The organism is Streptomyces sp. NPDC020299, from assembly GCF_044387825.1.
Classification (GTDB): Bacteria; Actinomycetota; Actinomycetes; order Streptomycetales; family Streptomycetaceae; genus Streptomyces.
Genome location: NZ_JBIRWL010000011.1, coordinates 1 through 16859, shown reverse-complemented (window position 1 = coordinate 16859; position 16859 = coordinate 1). Strand labels below are relative to the sequence as shown.

The window sequence follows — 16859 nt, the reverse complement described above, 5'->3', positions numbered from 1 at the left end:
CCTTCCCGCCAGCTCCCGCATAACTGAACGGAGGGGGAGGGACTGTGTCCGACTACCTGCCGCCGGTGGTCATCGAGGTCGAAGGCCGGGAGCAGAAGCTCACCGAGGCACTCACGCGGGCCAAGGCCCAGGTCCGTGCCTTCGTCGCTGAGGTCGGCCGACTCAACGCGACCATCGAGGTCGACGCCAAACTGAAGAGCGGTGCGCTTGCGGAAATCCGCCGACGCGTCACCGAAAGCCCGGCGGCGAAACTGAAGGTGGATCTGCAGCTGGCCACAGGCCAGCGGGACCAGATCCGCGCCCAGCTCGAAGAGCGCCCGATCCAGGCGACCGTCCGGCCGACCATGGACCAAGCGGCGCTGCGCCGCGTGCAGACGGTGCTACGCGAGCTGGGCAAGCGCATTGATGTCTCTATCCGGCCGCAGATGGACCAGGGTTCGCAGCGGCGTGTTCAGACGCGACTGGACCGGCTCTCGCAGAACCGTACGGTGACGATCCGTACGCGAGTCATCGGAGACGCGAACCGGCTGCCCGGCTCCGGCGGAGGCGGTGGCGAGGGCGGAGGCGGTGCCCTTGGCACGCTGATGACGCTGGCGCCTGCCCTGGCCCCGATCGTGGCCCAGGCCACAGCGGTTGCGGGCGCTGTCGGAGCCGCCACCGTTGCCGTGGGTGCGTTCGGTCTGGCGGTGAAGTCGCAACTGTCGGCTCTTTCCGGGCTCACCGACGCACAGGGCAAGTACGACGCCGCAGTCGCCAAATACGGCTCCGGTTCCAAGCAGGCAGCACAGGCCCAGCAGGAACTGTCGCAGACCATGGAGGCAATGCCTGCCCAGACGTTGAAGGCGGCCGCCGCATTCAGCAGCCTGCACAGCGACTTCGGTAAATGGTCCAACGGCCTGGCGAAGTTCACGATGAAGCCCGTCACACAGGGCGTCGAAGTCTTGGACGCGATCCTGCCGAAGCTGTCACCGCTGGTGAAGGACACCTCTGTCCAGTTCACGCGGCTCACGACCATGCTGGCCGGCGGGGTGAACAGCGGTGCATTCGACGGGCTGATGAGCCGGTTCACCAATTTCACCAACGGGGTACTGAAGGGTGCCGTCGACGGTGTCGTGCACTTCGTACGGGTGCTGTCCCAGGGGGCTGGCAGTAATTCGCTTGCCCAGTTCATGGCCTACGCCAAGGCGAACGCGCCGCTGGTGAAGGACACGCTGAAGAACCTCGCCGAGGCCATTCAGAACATCCTCAAGGCTGCCTCCCAGGCTGGCCCCGGGATGCTCACCCTGGTCAACGCTTTTGCCAAGCTGGTTGCTTCGATCCCGGCCGAGCTGCTTACCCGGATGATGCAGCTCTACACAGCGTTCAAGCTGATCAAAATGGGTGCTTCCGGCATCACCTCGGTCACCGAGGGAATCCAGTCGCTGGTCGCGAAGTTCCGTGAGTTGCAGGTGGCCTCCGCGACGGGCGCGGGCGCCCTGGGGCGGATCCGTGCCGCGTTCGCGTCGCTGAGCACGGCGGCGAAGGCATCCGTGATCGTGGCGGGGATCGCCGCGGTGGTGGCTGTCCTGGCGAAACTCTCGGACTCGGGGAAGAAGGCCCCGGACGTCGACAAGATGACCACGGCCATCGGCAACCTCGGCGCCACCGGCAGAGTCACGGGTGAAGCGCTGCGGGTCTTCGGCAGCAACCTCGACGGATTCACGTACGCCGTGGACCGGGTGGCTGGCAAGGCATCCGGCATGGACAAGTTCAATGACTTCATGAACAAGGTTTTCACCTTGGGCATGAAGAAGTCGAACTCCATGGTGGACGCTGAGAAGGACATCGACTCCCTCGACAAGTCCCTTGCGAATCTGGTGAAGGGCGGACACGCCAAGGTAGCCGCACAAGCGGTGGCGGACTTGCAGAAGGCCTACGCGAAAAAGGGCGGCGACCCGAAGAAACTCGCCAGCGAGCTGGACGACTACAAGTCGGCGCTGGCGGATTCCGCGCTGGAGCAGAAACTCACCGCCGAGAGCATGGGCCTGTTCGGCGCCGCGGCGGCGAAGGCCTCGGACCAGCTCGCCAAACAGAAAGCGTCTGCGGACGGCTTGAGGCAGTCGATTCAGGCGTTGAACGATGTCAACCGGGCCGGGCTCGGCGGGATGATCGCGTTCAACCAGTCCATCGCCGACGCGGCCAAGGCCGCGAAGGACAATGCCGGTGCCCTGTCGATGACGCACGGGCAGCTCAACCTGAACAGCCAGAAAGCCCGGGACGCAGCGTCCGCACTGCAGGACCTCGCGGACAAAACCGACTCGGCGGCATCGTCCGCCCGGGACGCCGGCTCCTCGTGGGAGACGGTCAACGGGATCTACGCCAAGGGCCGCTCTGGTCTGATCAAGTACGCGGAGCAGATGGGCCTGTCCAGCACGCAGGCGAAGGCGCTTGCCGACCAGATCCTGAGGATCCCGGGCAAGACGGCCCGGGTGCAGATGAACACCGAGGACGCCACCCGCGATCTCAACGCCTTCAACGCCAAGGTCCGTGCTTCGCCGGGCGCGAAGAGCGTGACCTTGAAAACGCTGTCCGGCGCGGCCGAGCAGGTACTGGAAGCCTTCGGCTACCACGTCACCCACTTGAAGAACGGCAGTGTCAAGATCACCGCCATCGCCGGGGGTGCCCTCAGTCAGATCCACAACGTGCAGGGCGCTGTCAACGCCTTGCACGGCAAGACCATCGGTATCGGCGTCTACACGACGAAATACATGCGGACGGTGCAGCAGGGCGGGGTGCACTCGGGCCCGCAGCTCCCCGGCATGCCGGGCGCCGCGCGCGGCGGACTGATGCCCCGCTACGCCGACGGCGGCGACGTTCAGATCGCCCCGACCGGGCTCGTCCGTGGCCCCGGCACAGGCACGTCGGACAGCATCATGGCGCTGTTCGAGTCCGGCGCGCGAGGCATGATCTCGCACACCGAGTTCGTGGTGAACGCCAAGGCCACCCAGAAGTATCTGCCACTGCTGCAGCTGATCAACAAGGACAAGCTCGGCCACTTTGCACGGGGCGGTTTGACGTCGGCGGAGAAGGATGCCCGGAAGCAGCTGCACGGCGAGTTCGGGATCAGCTACTTCGGGAGGCGCGCTGGCTATCGCAGAACGCCGTTCGAGCACGGGTTGGCCGTACCGACCGATGTCAACGCATTGGTGTCCGCCCTCAACGGGGTCTCCGGCGAAATCAAGAAGGCGTTCAGGGGCCACACCGAGACGTCGCTGCTGAGGCAACTCAACAGGGCCGGTAAAAGCCTGATCAGCTACGACAAGCAGCTGACGAAGGTCACCGCCAGCCTCGCCTCGGCCAAGAGCAAGCTGGACGACCTGAAGAACAGTGCGGCACAGCTGAAGTCCTCGGTGTCCTCGAGCATCATGCAGGACAGCGGCATCGTCACCCAGGCCCCGCAGGAAGGCTTCGCTCTCAGCAGCCAGGACGTGGTCAACAACATGGCCACGCAAGCGTCGAAGACGCTCACCTTCTCCAATCAGCTGCAGGCCCTGAAGAAGCGCGGGTTGCGCGCCGACCTGCTGGAACAGATCGCATCAGCAGGCGTCGACCAAGGAGGTGCGACAGCCCAGGCACTGATGGGTGCGAGCGCTGCCCAGATCAAGCACCTCAACAGCATGCAGTCCCAGATGAAGAAGTCGGCCGACAAGGCCGGCTCCGCCGTCGCGGACTCCATGTACGGCGCCGGCATCAGGGCTGCCGAGGGTTTGGTCCGCGGCTTGGAGAAGAAGCAGAAGGCGATCGAGCGCCAAATGCTGAAGATCGCTAAGGGCATGGAGAGGGCGATCAAGCATGCCCTCGGCATCAAGAGCCCGTCGACCGTCATGGCCCAGGTCGGTGACTTCACCGCCCTCGGCTTCGCGCACGGCATCGACCGCAGCAGCAAGCACGCGATCATCGCCGCACGCGGCATGGCCATGTCGGTACAGCAAGGCGCGACCCTCGCCAGCACGCCAGTGTGGTCAGGCAATCCCCGGGCCGGCGGCCGCGCCAGCGGAACCGTCATCCACCAGCACTTCGAGTTCCACATCGCAGGCAACGCGGTGACTGTGGACCGTCTCGCCAAGGACATCGAGCAGGCGTTCCTCCGCCGAGGCATGCGGAACCCGGCCACGTACCCGTCCTACAAACGCTGACAGTTCGAGGGCGCCGCCGGGCGCCAGAAACGGCAGGTGCCCGGTGCCGAACCTGAAGCTGGAGAAGTTGCAGGATGCGTTCACTGCGGCGGCGATCGATACGAGCCTGTGGAGCAACGTCACCGGCGGCGCGGCGACGCTGGACACGGTCAACGACGAGGTAGCCCTCGCGGTGCCGACCACGTCGGGGGCGATCAACACGTTCGGCACGAACAACCTGTACGACGCCACCTCGAGCAGCGTCTACGCGCAGATCGGTGTGGCCGCGAACGGCAACGGCAACACGAAGACGATCATGCGGGTGCGGTTCGACAGCAACAACGCCGCCACCATGCGCGTCGAATCCGGCGTCTTCAAGATGACCATGCAGATCGGCGGCACCCTCACCTCCACCACCCTGCCCACCTACGACCCAGACGATCACCGCTGGTGGCGGCTACGGGAGTCCAGCGGCAGTTTCTACGCCGACGCCAGTCCAGACGGCCTCACCTGGACCCAGCTGGCATCCATGGCCTACACGTGGGACACCACCAACATCACCCTCAGGTTCGAGTCACAGGCCGGAGCAACAGAAGCCGCGGGCAACGTGTCCGTGATCTCCCACGTGAACACCCGAATCGGCGGCCCCGTAAACCTGAACTGGCCGCTCATGGAGGACGCGTGGGCGCCCTACTGGAACGCGAACGCTGGCTCGCAGCCCCTGGACCGGTACGTCGAGGTCACCGACCGCACCCGCGGGAGTATCACGATCAGCCGCGGCCGCCAGTACGAACTGGACCAGGTCCGGTCCGGCGAAGCCAGCCTGACCCTGGCGAACACGGATGCGGCACTGGACCCGGCGAACGCGTCCGGACCGTGGGCTGGCCACATCGCCCCGTACCAGCCGTACCGGCAGCGCGCCCAGTGGCCCCCCAGCCGGAACCTGCTGGACCAGCACATGGCCGCCGGCGGCGACGTCGGCGGCTACAGCCTCGGCACCATCCCCCAGGGCTCGTCCGGCGCCTGCATCTTCTCCAACACAGACACCACGGGCGGTTCTTTCGTCACATCGACGTCAGCGTGGCAGGGCTCGGCCGTCATGCAGTTCTCGGTGCCGTCCGGGTCAACGTCGACGACCCGGATCTGCCGCACACCGCGCTGGTCCCCGATCCCCGGCCAGACGTACACGATGCAGATCCGCGTCCGCAACATCACCGCCTCCACGTCCTTGTCGGTGCAGGCGTTCATCGGCTGGTACACCGCAGGCGGCGGCACCAACCCGACCACCATCACCTACGGATCGAGCAGCACCCTCACCGGCTCCACCACCGCAGCGTGGACCACTCTCACCGTCACCGCCACCGCACCGGCGAACGTAGCCGGCATGGACGTGGGTGTGGCCCTCGCCGCCACGGCGGCGGCGACCGCCAACATGCAGGCCGACGGCTGGCAGCTGGAGAAGGGCGCCACCGCCACGACGTGGCAGTGCCCGGGCGTCTGGTACCCGATGTACGCAGGCTGGACGGAACGCTGGTCACCGCAGTGGGACATGGCCGGCACCTACGGCACCATCCAGCCCGCTGCGGTGGACAGCTTCAGTCTGCTGTCGCAGCAGCAGCTGTCGGATCCCCTCACGCAGGAGATCAACGCCAACCAGCCCCGCTTCCTCTACAAGCTGGACGACCCGTCCGGCAGTACGAGCGCGGCAGACTGGACGGGGAATTACCCCTCGGCGCAGCTCGGCATCAGCAAATACGGCGCCGGATCATGGGTTTTCGGGACGTCGATCACGTCTACCGATGTGGGCGGCGCGTACACCGGGTCCAGCGGAACGGTATCGACGCTCAACAACGCGAACCCCGGTCAAGCGGTCGTGGGCGCCGCCACGTTCCTCAAACTGACCTCGGCAGGGATCAAGGGCCCGGCGGATCCGACGCAGTGGGTGCGAGCGATCGCCTTCCGCTACACGGGCCCAACGCCGGCCACCGCTGCCTACCTGTGGTCGGCCATGGACGGGCAGCGCTCCGGTGGTGGGCAGAGCGGCAGCGCCATCCGTGTCTACCTCGACTCCACCGGCAAACCGGCCATGCAGATGCAAGGGCCAACCGGAGCAGGAGCCACCTACACCGCGGGCGGGGCCACTAACTGCGCCGACGGCGACTGGCACCTGCTGATCTTCGGCTACAACCAGGCGAATGCGCAGGTGGTCATCTCTCAGGACGGCAACCTGGTCGCTTTCTACACCAGCGTGCCGTCGGCGTACGCGCCGACGGGGATCATCTCGGACTGCGTCGGCGCCTATGTTGATGCCACCGTCGGAAACGGGACATCCTTCAACTACAAGGGCGACATCAGCTTCGCCTCGGAGTTTCAGGCCTGGGTTTCCAACCAGTCCATCACGAACCTCTACCAGGCCTGGAAATCGGCGTGCTCAGGCGAGTCCTCGAGCGCCCGCTACGCCCGGATCCTGCGCTACGCGGGCTACAGCGGGGGGACGTCGATCCAGACGGGCCTGACCACGAGCATGGGGCTGGCTGGCATCGACGGCCAGGACGCGATGAGCGCGCTTCAGGCGGTCGTGGACACGGAGAATGGCGCGCACTACGTCGACCGCGCAGGCGCTGTCGTGTTCAAGTCCCGCTCGGCCCGGTACAACGCCCTCACCCCGACGTACGCCTTCGGTGAGAACGCGGCGGCGGGCGAGTGGCCGTACGAGGACTGCCAACTCGACTATGACAGCACGCACCTGTCCAACCAGATCACCGTCACCCAGGAGGGCACGGGGCAGAGCTTCTACGCCACCGATGCGGCGTCGATCGCGGCCTACTTCCCGCGGACTATGTCCCGCAGCATCAACGCATCCGACACAGGCGAGTGCCAGGACGCGGCGAACTACCTCCTGTCCCGGTACAGGCAGCCCGCGCAGCGCGTCAGCTCGATCAAGTTGCACCCCTCGGCCCAACCCGGGCTGTGGGCGGTCTGCCTGAACCTTGAGCTGGGCACGCGGGTGCGGGTGATGCGCCGGCCGCCGGGCGTGCCAGCGATTCAGGTGGACTGTTTCGTTGAGAACATCCAATGGGATGTGGACGACAGCGGCGAGGCCTGGTGCACGCTGCAGTGCAGCCCGGCGGACCTGACCCCGTACGGGATCTTCGCGGCCTGGCACACCACGCTGAACACCTCACCCGCGTCGGGGGTCACGTCGATCACGATCAACGCGTCGGCCGACAACGTGAACCCGCTCGCGGCGCAGCTCGCGCCCGGGCAGCAACTGCTCCTCGGGCAGGGCACGGCGAACCAGGAGACCGTCACCGTTGCCTCCGTCGGCGCGACCAGCTCGGGCTGGACGACGGCCACGATCACGCTGACCGCCGCGACGACCAAAGCGCACACGGCGGGCGACACCGTGTGCGAGCCGCTCCCGGCCGGGACGACGGACCCGACGACGTGGGACAGCGTCAGCAAGTTCGACTCCATCGCATTTGCCTACTAGGAGGCACTCGTGGCCCGTACGGTGCCCGCTATCGCGTCCGAGAGCCCCGGCAACTTCCTGACCGGGGCCCTGTGGAACGCCAACATCAAGGCCATGGGCGACTGGCTGCTCGGGTCGGCCTCCAACGGCGTCCCGAGGTTCCGCGGCTACCAGGGCACCACACAGTCCCTCGCGGACAACACCTGGACATCGCTGAATCTGGACACCGAGGTCTTCGACTCGGACAACGGGCACTCGACCAGCAGCAATACCAGCCGGTATGTGGTGCAGGTGGCCGGGACGTACGCGATCACCGGTGCGGCCGCGTTCGCGGCCAATGCGACGGGGAACCGGGCGGCACGCATCACGGTCAACGGTGCGTCGATTGCGGGTTCCTTCGTGAAGGGCCTCGCGGCAACCGCTTCGCACTCCTCCGGTATCGCGACCTCAGCGCAGGCCGTGTGCGCGGTCGGCGACTACATCGAGGTCATGGGCCTCCAAACGTCAGGGGCCGCCCTCAACACCTCCGCAGCCTCGGACGTCGCCTGCTCGCTCGGCGTCTGGTGGATCTCCGGCTGACCCTTCGCTTCTCCCGGCCCGCGCGCACCGTGCGGGCCTTTCTCATGCCCTCACGGAAGGCACCCTCATGGAACGACCCGACGGCCGGCATCGCCGACTGGGCAAGCTGCCTGCCCAGCCAGCCAGGCCGCACCTGCGGCTCTCGGCCGTCCTGCGCGAGCGGCTCGCCAACCCGCCCGCGAGGGCGGACTGGCAGTCCGACGCCATCGCCTGGCCCATGTACGGCAACGACCGCGCCGGTGACTGCACCTGCGCCGGCGTCGGCCACATGGTCAACCAGCTGACGTTCTACGGCAGCGGCACGGAGAAGCTGCCCGCCGAGAAGTCCGTGATCGGCATGTACTCGGCAATCACCGGATACGACCCGTCGAAGACCGACCCGGCGACCGGCGAGAACCCCACCGACACCGGCGCCTACTGCCAGGACGTCCTCAGCTACTGGCGGAAGACCGGCCTCGAGGGACACAGGATCACGGCGTACGCCGCGCTCGACGTCTCGAACCTGAACGAGATCAAGCAGGCCATCAGCCTGTTCGGCACGGTCTACGTCGGTCTCAGCTTCCCCGACTCGGCCATGGACCAGTTCAACCAGGGCAAGCCGTGGGACGTCGTGAGGGGCGCCCGAGTCGAGGGCGGCCACTGCGTCATCGTCGGCGCCTACGGGGCAGCCAAGTTCGGCCTCATCACCTGGGGCGCCGAGACCACGATGAGCGAAGCCTTCTGGCGCGCCTACGTCGACGAGGCCTGGGTCGTCCTCGACCAGGACGGACTGAAGAAGGCCGGCGTCTACTTCACCGGCGCGCCCAGCTTCTACGCGCTCGGCCAGGCGTTCGCCGAGCTGACCGGCGAGGCGAACCCGATCCCGGCCCCTCTCCCGTCGCCCACTCCTGCTCCGGGTCCTGGCCAGGATCCTCGCCTGGTTCAGGCGTACGACCTGATGCAGGCGTGGGCGCACGACCACCACGTTGCCACCACGAACGGAGCCTGACCATGGCCGAGCAGCAGCCTTCCGTCGGACGGATCGTCCACTACGTCAGCCACGGCACGCCCGTCCGCGAGGACGGCACGCAGGCGTACACGGAGCAGTGCCGCGCAGCGATCATCACTGGTGCGCCCGACTGTGATGCCCATACGCAGTGTGTGTCTCTCGCCGTGCTCAACCCCACGGGCATGTTCTTCAACCAGCACGTTCCGCACAACGAGACCAGCCAGCAGCGCGGCGGCACCTGGCACTGGCCGGAGCGTGTGTGATGGCCGAACTGTGGATGCCAGGCGCGGAGCACCTCGACATCGGAGACCACGCGCCCACCGACGGCGGCCCTGCCAAGGCGATTCCCCACATCACGTGGGACCGGAACGCGACCGCCAAGGCGCCGCTGCCGCTGGTGCCGTACGAGACGCTGCGCTCGTACTTCTCGGGCGCCGGCCGCGGGCTGGCTCCGCACCTGTTGTGGGACCCGTTCGGCGGCCGGGTCTGCCAGTTCGTCCCGGCCAACTCCCGCTCCAAGAGCCTCCTCGACGAGCCCGGCGGCACCCGAACCAACCGTGCGGGCGCGGTCGTGATCCAGATCGAGGGCCTGTACTTCCCGTACTGCGAGGTGGACGGCCGGATCTTCCCCCGGCTCGTCGACACCCCGTGTAAGGGCTGGGCCGACATTCATGCCTGGGTGAGGAGCTGGGGCGTCCCCGACGCTTGGCCGAACGGTCGACCGGAGAACTGCACCCGCAACGAGCACACCTGGGAGACCGAAGCGGGCTGGTACCCGCACAAGGCTGTCCCGGAGAACGACCACCAGGACCCGCTGACGTGGCCAGCGTTCCCGACGGCACCGAAGCCGGCCGCAAAGTACGTGTCGTTCCCGGGCGCCGCGTGGTTCGTGATGGGCCGCCGGTCGCCGATCGTCGCCGCGATGCACGACCGGCTCGTCGCGGAGGGCTGCAACCGCTACCAGTCGTCGGCCAACAAGAACGTCATCGGCTCAGGCGACGAGGCATCGTACGAGGCGTGGCAGCGCGCCTGCGGCTTCTCCGGGACAGCGGCGAAGTGGCCGCCCGGGAAGACGACGTGGGACCTGCTCAAGGTCCCTGTCCCGAAGTCCTGACCCACCTCCCGGAAGGGGACCCCCTCATGCATCTGTCGAACGCTGAGCTGTGGGCTGCGGCTCTCGGCTACGTCCTGCCGCCCGTGATCGCGATCGTCAACCAGCCGAGATGGTCGGGCGCGGTGAAGGGCCTGTTCATGCTGCTCGTCGCCACCGGCGACGGGCTGGGGACGGCGTACTTCAACGACCAGTTCCACGGCCGAACGATCGTGACCTGCATCCTCATCGCGGCGATCGCGATCGGCGTGGCATACCACACGGTGTGGCGGCCGTCCGGGATCGCGCCGGGGATCGAGCGGGCCACGTCCACCGGCGGCGCGCCGGCTGCTCCGCGGGGCGTGTGAGGTGGTGGCGGCCCACGCGCTCTCGAAACGGTTGGGCCGCCGCGGTCACGTCTTGGCGGGGATCGGCGCGGTCGAGCTGGTGTATGGGCTCCAGGTCGCGATCGATCCCCGCTACGGCGTCGCCCGCGGTGTCGGCGTCCTCACCCACTGGCTTCCCATGGCGTTCTGGGGTTCGGCGTGGATGCTGTGCGGCCTCGTCGCCGTCGTCTTGGCGTTCGAGCCCCGGCCGCGCTGGGACCGGTGGGGGTTCGCCGCGTCCACGTTCCCGATGATGATCTGGTCGGGCGCCAATCTGATCGCGTGGCTGTCGGGAGCCTACGGCCAGGCCTGGACCAGTTTCGTGACGTGGGGGGTGTGGGCTTACATCATCACCAAGATCAACCGTTGGCCGGAGTACGACCTGCGAGGCGACCATGGGACCTGACAGCGGCCTCTGGGGAGCCGTCGTCGCACTGATCGGCCTCATCGGAGCCATCTACACCGGCCGCCGCGGCCCCGCACCGAAGGAACTACCACCCGCCGCGGCCGTCGAACTGGTGGAAGCATCCGGAGGGCAACTGCAGGTGTCACCGGCGATCTGGCGGGACATGCAAGGCAAGATCGGCAAGCTCGAAGAGAAGGTCGACCACCTCACCGAGCTCGTCGAGCAGAGCCAGGGCCGCGAGACCCGACTTCGCGACCTCCTCCAGACTGCGATGCGCATCGTCCGCCGCGCCAACACCCGCCTCACCGCCACCGGGCAGCCGGAGGAGCCGGTGCCGCACGAGCTCACCCCGTACGGCTGAGGAGCCCTGATGGACGAAGACGACACTCCGTTCTGGCTGTCACCGCGGCCGTTCCTCGAACCCACCCTGCCGCCCGCCGACGAGGACCCCGAGTGACCGCCCCGCGCACGCTCGCGGTAGCCGACGGCCGGCTGCTGCTCCAGCCCTGCACCCTGTACCGCAGCCACGCGTGCGCGGTCATCGAGCGCCATCACGTCGCCCCGGCGTCGTGGTGGGCGGCGGCCGGGAAGCCAGTCGATACGCCATTGGTGGCGATATGCCCGAATTGCCATCTGTCAGCGCACGCTGCCCTGGACGGCATCCTCGCCGGCCGGGACGTGTCCGCACTGCCGCGCCGGTGCGTCGCCTTGGCCCGCCGAGGGTTGGCGATCGCCGCCGAGCACGGCCTCACCCCAGCGCCCACGCTCTGACGCTCATCTGCCCCGCCGCCCTTCCGGGCGGCGGGGCTCTTTGTCGTGCCTGGGGGATCTACGCCGCGACGGCCACGTCTGGCTGCGCCCGCTCCCGCGCAGTCGCCAGCGTCCACTCCTCGACGAGCAGCTCGTACTCGGCACGGTCCGCCGCCGAGAGCCAGCCTCCGCAGCGCACCATCAGGGCACGGATCAGCTCGTTCACTACGGCGGCGGGCCGCACGAACCCAGGCTGGTCGCGATCGGGGGACATGCCGCCAGCGTAAGGGCCACCTCTGACAGCGCCCCCTGTCTGACCGCCGAGCGCGGCCGATACGCTGCCCGCATGATTCGCGCTGTGATCTTCGACGTCGGCGAGTGCCTGGTAGACGAGACGACCGAGTACGGCACCTGGGCCGACTGGCTCGGCGTCCCCCGCCACACCTTCCACGCGATGTTCGGCGCCGTCATCGCACAAGGCCGCGACTACCGCCAGACCTTCCAGGAGTTCCGGCCCGACTTCGACCTCTACGCCGAGCGGGACGCCCGCGCGGCGGCCGGCAAGCCAGAGCACTTCGGCGAGCAGGACCTCTACCCGGACGTCCGCGACGCCCTGGCCGCGCTCCGCGCGGACGGCCTGTGGCTGGGCATCGCCGGGAACCAGACGGTCCGCGCCGGCCGGATCCTCCGCGAACTGTTCACCCCGGACGTCGACCTGATCGGCACCAGCGACGACTGGGGCGCCTCGAAGCCGGACCGCGCCTTCTTCGACCGCGTCGCCGAGGTCGTACCGGCCGAGCTCGACGAGATGCTCTATGTCGGCGACCGCGTCGACAACGACATCCGCCCCGCCGCCGCAGCAGGAATGCACACCGCGCTCGTGCGCCGCGGCCCGTGGGCGACGATCCAGTGGAACACCGAGGAAGCGAAGAAGCTCCCCACGTTCCGCGTGAAGAGCCTCCTCGAACTGTCCGGCAACATCCGCCAGTTCAACGAGCGAGCGCACTGACGGTCGTCGACCACCCGTACAGCCGGTCGTCGAGCTCGCGCACGCACCGCTCGTGCTGGTGCGGCGCCAGCGCCCGCCGTACCTCCCGCACCCGGTCCATGCCCATCGCGTACCACGTCCGCTCCAGCTGCTCCAGCGCCCGGACCGCGTACCCGCACGCTGCCTCGGGATCGCCGGCGGCAGCCTCTACCGCAGCGAGGTCGCCGAGGACGACAGTCGTCTGCTTCTCCCCAGACGGCTCCAAGGTGTCGAGCACGTCAAGTAGCGTGGCCCGGGCCTGCGGCAGGTGCCCGGCCTTGAGGTGCGTGTTGCCCTTGAATGCGGCGAGGCGGACCGGGGAGAACCAGTCGAGCCATTCCGGGTTCTCGTACTCGGTGCCGCGGGCGAGGACGTCTTCGGCGTGCCCGATGAGGTGCAGTGCGGTCCTCGTGTTGCCGCAGCGGGTTTCGCACTCAGCCTCGACAGCGTCCAGCCAGGCGAGCAGCTCGCTGGAGGCCGGGCCGCGCCGGGCGTAGGTCCGCGCGGCGACCATCCGCTCTACCGCCGCATCCCGGCCCCCCACCCAGGCCGGGATGAACGCGGTGTGCGCCAGAATCGCCGCCCCGAGCAGCGGGTCGTCGGCCTCACCCGCCGCCTGGAGCGCGCGCAGCAGCGTGTGCCCGGCACGGTCCGGCTCCCGCATGTCGAAGAACTCGATCCGCCCCGCGAGGAGGTAGCTCTCGGCGAGGGCCGCCGCGATCCGCGCACGCGTCTGGCCGGCGGTCTCCGGGAGGAGGGCGCAGCCGAGGGCGGCGTGCGCGATTGCGGCTGGGTGGAGGGTGGCGGGGGCGACGGACCAGTACAGGCGACGGTGTGACCGGGTGACAGCCTCGTAGTCGTCGGCTGCGGTCGCGGGCTGTGTGGCGATGGCCTGGGTGGGCACTGCGGCGAGCCCGATCGCGGCGGCGGTGGCTGTGAGGACCGTGCGGCGGCCGCGGTCTACCCACTTGCCGCCCGGTGGGGTGAATCCGAGCGCTTCGAGGTCCTGGCCGAGGAGCTGTGTGAGAGCGTGCCCTTGGTCTGGCTGTGGCCATGGCGGGGTGGCGGATTCCCAGCGGCGGACCTGGCGGACGCCGACTCCGAGTGCGTCGGCGAGGTCCTGCTGTGACGGGTAACCGGCGGCGATCCGCGCGGCCTTGAGCCGAGCGTTCCCTGATGTGGGCACTGCTGTACCTCCGTGGTCATGTACTCCCGGCAAGTGTCCTCGAAGGTCCTACAGTTGGCCACTAGTCACCCCCTAGGACTACCGAAAGTCCTCTTAGTGGCACCGAAAAGGCCTTTGCAAGTCCTCGGCTGACGCTTCGTTGAGGGCCAGTCTTGTACGCGTCTGATCACGTCTGATGCCGAGGAGACTGCGATGCCGAGCGCGCGACTACCGTCCGCAGCAGGGGCCACCTTGTACGACGCCGGACAGGACTGGGACGCGATCCGCGTTCCCCGCAGCGTCGGTCTCTCCGCAGTGGCCATCCTCGGCACCCGCTGCGGCGCCGTGATCGAAGACCCTCTCAGCGCCGCCGGAGCCGTGTACTTCTTCACTCCTGTCGGTACAGCCACCGACTGGGACGTCGAAAACACCCGAGCCCTCGGACTAGGCGCCACCGTGACGATCCCGCCCGGCCGCCGCACTCAGGGGCCCGGCCCCCACTGGCGGATCTGCCCTGGCGACGACGGCTGGCTCACAGACCCGGAAGCGCTCGCCGCAGCGATCGCGGATGCGTTCGGACCGCGGATCGGCGAGGAGCAGGCGGGGTGACCGCCGCCGTCGAGCCGCCTCCGGCAACCGAGTTGAACCTGGCGCAGTACTCCGGGTGGGCCTGCTGCTGGTGCACCGCCTCGTTACAGAACGGCGGCGTTCCTGCGGGCCGCGCGGTGGGCAAGGTTGGCGCCCACGATCTGAGTGTCGACGTGTACGCCTGCCCCGCCTGCGCCCCGGAGAGGGCAGGCGCCTGATGGTCTGCGCCCGCTGCGACCAGCAGATCCTCCGCGGCGGGCCGGTCGGGCGTAGCACCCACAAGACGCCCGCCCCGGGCTCCTGAACAGGTCGCTCCGGGGCGGGACTGCAAGACCACATCACCTCATGGGAGAAAGGACTTCCAGATGACTGTGGCACCCGAAAAGCCGGCCGTCGCCACCCGGCGCGGCCGGGACCTGGTCAGCGACTCCGAGTTCGAGATGCTCGCCGCGTTCTGCGCGAACGAGTACAACCTCGACCCCGCCTTCGCCGACCGAGTCATGGACCAGGCCCTCGCCATGATCTACGTCATGGGCGTCACCCGGTCCGGCGACACCATGGCGCCCTCCGAGGCGGTCGACCCCGGATGGCACACCGCCATCCTCCACACCCAGTGGTACGAGGCGTTCTGCACCAAGCACTTCGGCTACCTGCTGCACCACACGCCGAACAGCAAGACGCGCTCTGGCCAGCTCATGGCCGACGTCACCGCCAAGATCGAGGCCGAGGGCTTCCACATCGACCGGATCCTGTGGGGCACCGCTGCGGAGTGCAACCCGCCGGCGTGCTGCGGCGACGGGCCGTGCTGCTGACCACCGACCGTTAGAGTCCGGCTCTCACGGTTCGGACTTCTCACCGCAAAGAGGGAGACTTCATGGCCACTGCCGAAGCTGCCAAGGGCCGGGGAAGGGTCACCGTGTTCTCCATGTTCGGGCCCGTCTTCGGCTACGCGAGCGCGTTTGTGGACGGCCGGACGGTCGCCTACGTGGGGCCTCTCACCCCGGGCGTGCACTGGCGCAAGCTGTGGCTGATCGCCGACAGGTGCTGCCGGGAGAGGGACACCGAGGTCGACAAGGCCATGTGGATCGTGTCCCAGGCCAACCGGTCACTCATCTGCGGCAGCGACGCCGTCGTGAAGTTCTCCGACGAGGACTGGGAGATGGAGGCCGGCGGCTGGCAGGTGGACATCGGTACCTGGTGCGGCCAGAACACGCTGGTCACTGGCGTGTTCACGGTACCGACGGTCACCGAGGAGCAGGCAGCCCCGAAGCCGACCTTCTATCCCCAGTACGCGGGATGACGCCCCGACCACTCTCACTCTCGCGAAGGTCAAGTGGTCGAGACGCCCGGATCCCATCCGCCAGGAGAGGAGGGGAACACACTGACGAGGATAGACACTTCGCCGCCGACGCCGGGGCCTGATCCGCCCGGCGGCCCGCGGCCGCGCAGGTCGCAGAGTCAGCTGCAACAGTGCTGACCTGCCGTTGATCGGCCCCGCTCGTCTGCCTCCCCCGTGGTGGATGGGCGGGGCCTCTTGTAGTTCACCGCACGAGCTCGGCGAGGGGTACGCCGATGGCGTCGGCGATACAGATCAGGTTGTCGATCAGAGCGGCTTGGTGCCCCATCTCGATGCGGTTGATGGCCTGCCGTTCCATACCCGCCAGTTCGGCGACCCGCTGCTGGGTGAGGTTCGCGTGCATGCGAGCATCGCGGATTTGGTCGCCGATGGCCCGGCGGCGAGCAATGACCCAGTCGGGCGGTGGAGCGGATGGCACCCGCCCGACTCTTGCGCGATCAAGATCCCCTGTCTGTATCGTCAACCGTACATTTTTGGATCATGATGGGCCCGGAAACGCAAGGGGCGGTCCTGCTAAACACCCGTTCAAGTGACTTGCCATTTGAACTATTGTCAAACAACAATCAGCAGGTCATAGGATCGCTTGCACGTTTCAACAATTCCGCACCCGAACCACCAGCAAGCGAGACCCACGTGACCGACGAGCAGCCCCGTCCCCGCCCGGGAGCCCTCACCGACATCCAAAGCGCCCGCCTCGACTACGCCCGCCGCGACCTCGAATACGCCCGCGCCGAAGACCTCGCACAGCTGGAAGCCGCCGGACTCATACTCCTCATCGAGCGGCTGCGCGGCCGCCTCGGTGACGTACTAGCCGTCGTGGACGAGGTCTTCAATGCCCCTCCACTCGGCCCCGCCCAGACAGGCGAATAGCCACCCCTAAATCACTTTGTGGACCCA

The 16859-nt window shown here is 67.9% G+C and carries 18 protein-coding genes; 15 read left to right on the top strand and 3 right to left on the bottom strand.

Features of this window, described 5'->3' with window-relative positions:
* The first annotated feature begins 44 nt into the window (after positions 1-44).
* The 10 genes from ACH45E_RS26315 to ACH45E_RS26270 all read left to right on the top strand — a co-directional run bounded on the left by ACH45E_RS26315 (position 45) and on the right by ACH45E_RS26270 (position 11846).
* Positions 45-4175, top strand: a complete 4131-nt coding sequence (locus ACH45E_RS26315; protein WP_361448697.1) for a phage tail protein — start codon at positions 45-47, stop codon at positions 4173-4175.
* A gap of 43 nt (positions 4176-4218) precedes the next feature.
* Positions 4219-7647, top strand: coding sequence for a hypothetical protein (locus tag ACH45E_RS26310; protein ID WP_361448700.1), 3429 nt, complete (start codon positions 4219-4221; stop codon positions 7645-7647).
* A 9-nt stretch (positions 7648-7656) separates the two neighbouring features.
* On the top strand, positions 7657-8205 hold the full coding sequence (locus tag ACH45E_RS26305; protein ID WP_361448703.1) for a hypothetical protein: 549 nt from the start codon (positions 7657-7659) through the stop codon (positions 8203-8205).
* A gap of 67 nt (positions 8206-8272) precedes the next feature.
* Entirely contained in the window at positions 8273-9193 is a 921-nt protein-coding gene (locus tag ACH45E_RS26300; protein WP_361448706.1) for a hypothetical protein, read from the top strand.
* A gap of 2 nt (positions 9194-9195) precedes the next feature.
* Positions 9196-9456 (top strand): hypothetical protein, encoded by a 261-nt coding sequence (locus ACH45E_RS26295; protein ID WP_361448709.1) that lies wholly within the window; start codon positions 9196-9198, stop codon positions 9454-9456.
* Positions 9456-10307: a peptidoglycan-binding protein gene (locus ACH45E_RS26290; protein ID WP_361448712.1), complete on the top strand. Its 852-nt coding sequence runs from the start codon at positions 9456-9458 to the stop codon at positions 10305-10307. The genes ACH45E_RS26295 and ACH45E_RS26290 overlap by 1 nt, the downstream gene beginning before the upstream one ends.
* Before the next feature lie 26 nt (positions 10308-10333).
* The gene (locus tag ACH45E_RS26285; RefSeq protein ID WP_361448715.1) at positions 10334-10651 is read left to right on the top strand and encodes a hypothetical protein; all 318 of its coding nucleotides are present in this window, start codon (positions 10334-10336) and stop codon (positions 10649-10651) included.
* 52 nt (positions 10652-10703) lie between these two features.
* Complete coding sequence (locus tag ACH45E_RS26280; protein ID WP_361448718.1) at positions 10704-11075, top strand: hypothetical protein; 372 nt, start codon at positions 10704-10706, stop codon at positions 11073-11075.
* Entirely contained in the window at positions 11065-11436 is a 372-nt protein-coding gene (locus ACH45E_RS26275; protein WP_361448721.1) for a hypothetical protein, read from the top strand. The genes ACH45E_RS26280 and ACH45E_RS26275 overlap by 11 nt, the downstream gene beginning before the upstream one ends.
* Before the next feature lie 92 nt (positions 11437-11528).
* Positions 11529-11846, top strand: a complete 318-nt coding sequence (locus tag ACH45E_RS26270; protein WP_361448724.1) for a hypothetical protein — start codon at positions 11529-11531, stop codon at positions 11844-11846.
* A 58-nt stretch (positions 11847-11904) separates the two neighbouring features.
* On the opposite strand, the gene ACH45E_RS26265 is transcribed toward ACH45E_RS26270, so the two are convergent.
* Entirely contained in the window at positions 11905-12099 is a 195-nt protein-coding gene (locus tag ACH45E_RS26265; protein ID WP_361448727.1) for a hypothetical protein, read from the bottom strand.
* Positions 12100-12171: 72 nt separating this feature from the next.
* Here ACH45E_RS26265 and ACH45E_RS26260 point away from each other — a divergent pair, with 72 nt between their 5' ends.
* Entirely contained in the window at positions 12172-12834 is a 663-nt protein-coding gene (locus ACH45E_RS26260) for an HAD family hydrolase (protein ID WP_361448730.1), read from the top strand.
* On the opposite strand, the gene ACH45E_RS26255 is transcribed toward ACH45E_RS26260, so the two are convergent.
* Entirely contained in the window at positions 12815-14038 is a 1224-nt protein-coding gene (locus ACH45E_RS26255; RefSeq protein ID WP_361448733.1) for a helix-turn-helix transcriptional regulator, read from the bottom strand. The two genes, ACH45E_RS26260 and ACH45E_RS26255, sit on opposite strands and share 20 nt — an antisense overlap.
* 192 nt (positions 14039-14230) lie before the next feature.
* Between ACH45E_RS26255 and ACH45E_RS26250 the strand changes: the two genes are divergently transcribed.
* The 3 genes from ACH45E_RS26250 (at position 14231) to ACH45E_RS26240 (ending at position 15905) form a co-directional block, all read left to right on the top strand.
* Complete coding sequence (locus ACH45E_RS26250; RefSeq protein WP_361448736.1) at positions 14231-14626, top strand: hypothetical protein; 396 nt, start codon at positions 14231-14233, stop codon at positions 14624-14626.
* Between the two features lie 344 nt (positions 14627-14970).
* Positions 14971-15417: a hypothetical protein gene (locus ACH45E_RS26245; RefSeq protein WP_361448739.1), complete on the top strand. Its 447-nt coding sequence runs from the start codon at positions 14971-14973 to the stop codon at positions 15415-15417.
* A 62-nt stretch (positions 15418-15479) separates the two neighbouring features.
* Positions 15480-15905, top strand: a complete 426-nt coding sequence (locus ACH45E_RS26240) for a hypothetical protein (protein WP_361448742.1) — start codon at positions 15480-15482, stop codon at positions 15903-15905.
* Between the two features lie 241 nt (positions 15906-16146).
* Here the strand turns inward: ACH45E_RS26240 and ACH45E_RS26235 are convergent, their stop codons facing one another.
* The gene (locus ACH45E_RS26235) at positions 16147-16380 is read right to left on the bottom strand and encodes a helix-turn-helix transcriptional regulator (protein ID WP_361448744.1); all 234 of its coding nucleotides are present in this window, start codon (positions 16378-16380) and stop codon (positions 16147-16149) included.
* Positions 16381-16595: 215 nt separating this feature from the next.
* On the opposite strand from ACH45E_RS26235, the gene ACH45E_RS26230 reads away from it, so the two are divergent.
* Positions 16596-16832: a hypothetical protein gene (locus ACH45E_RS26230; RefSeq protein WP_361448747.1), complete on the top strand. Its 237-nt coding sequence runs from the start codon at positions 16596-16598 to the stop codon at positions 16830-16832.
* Positions 16833-16859: the final 27 nt, after the last annotated feature.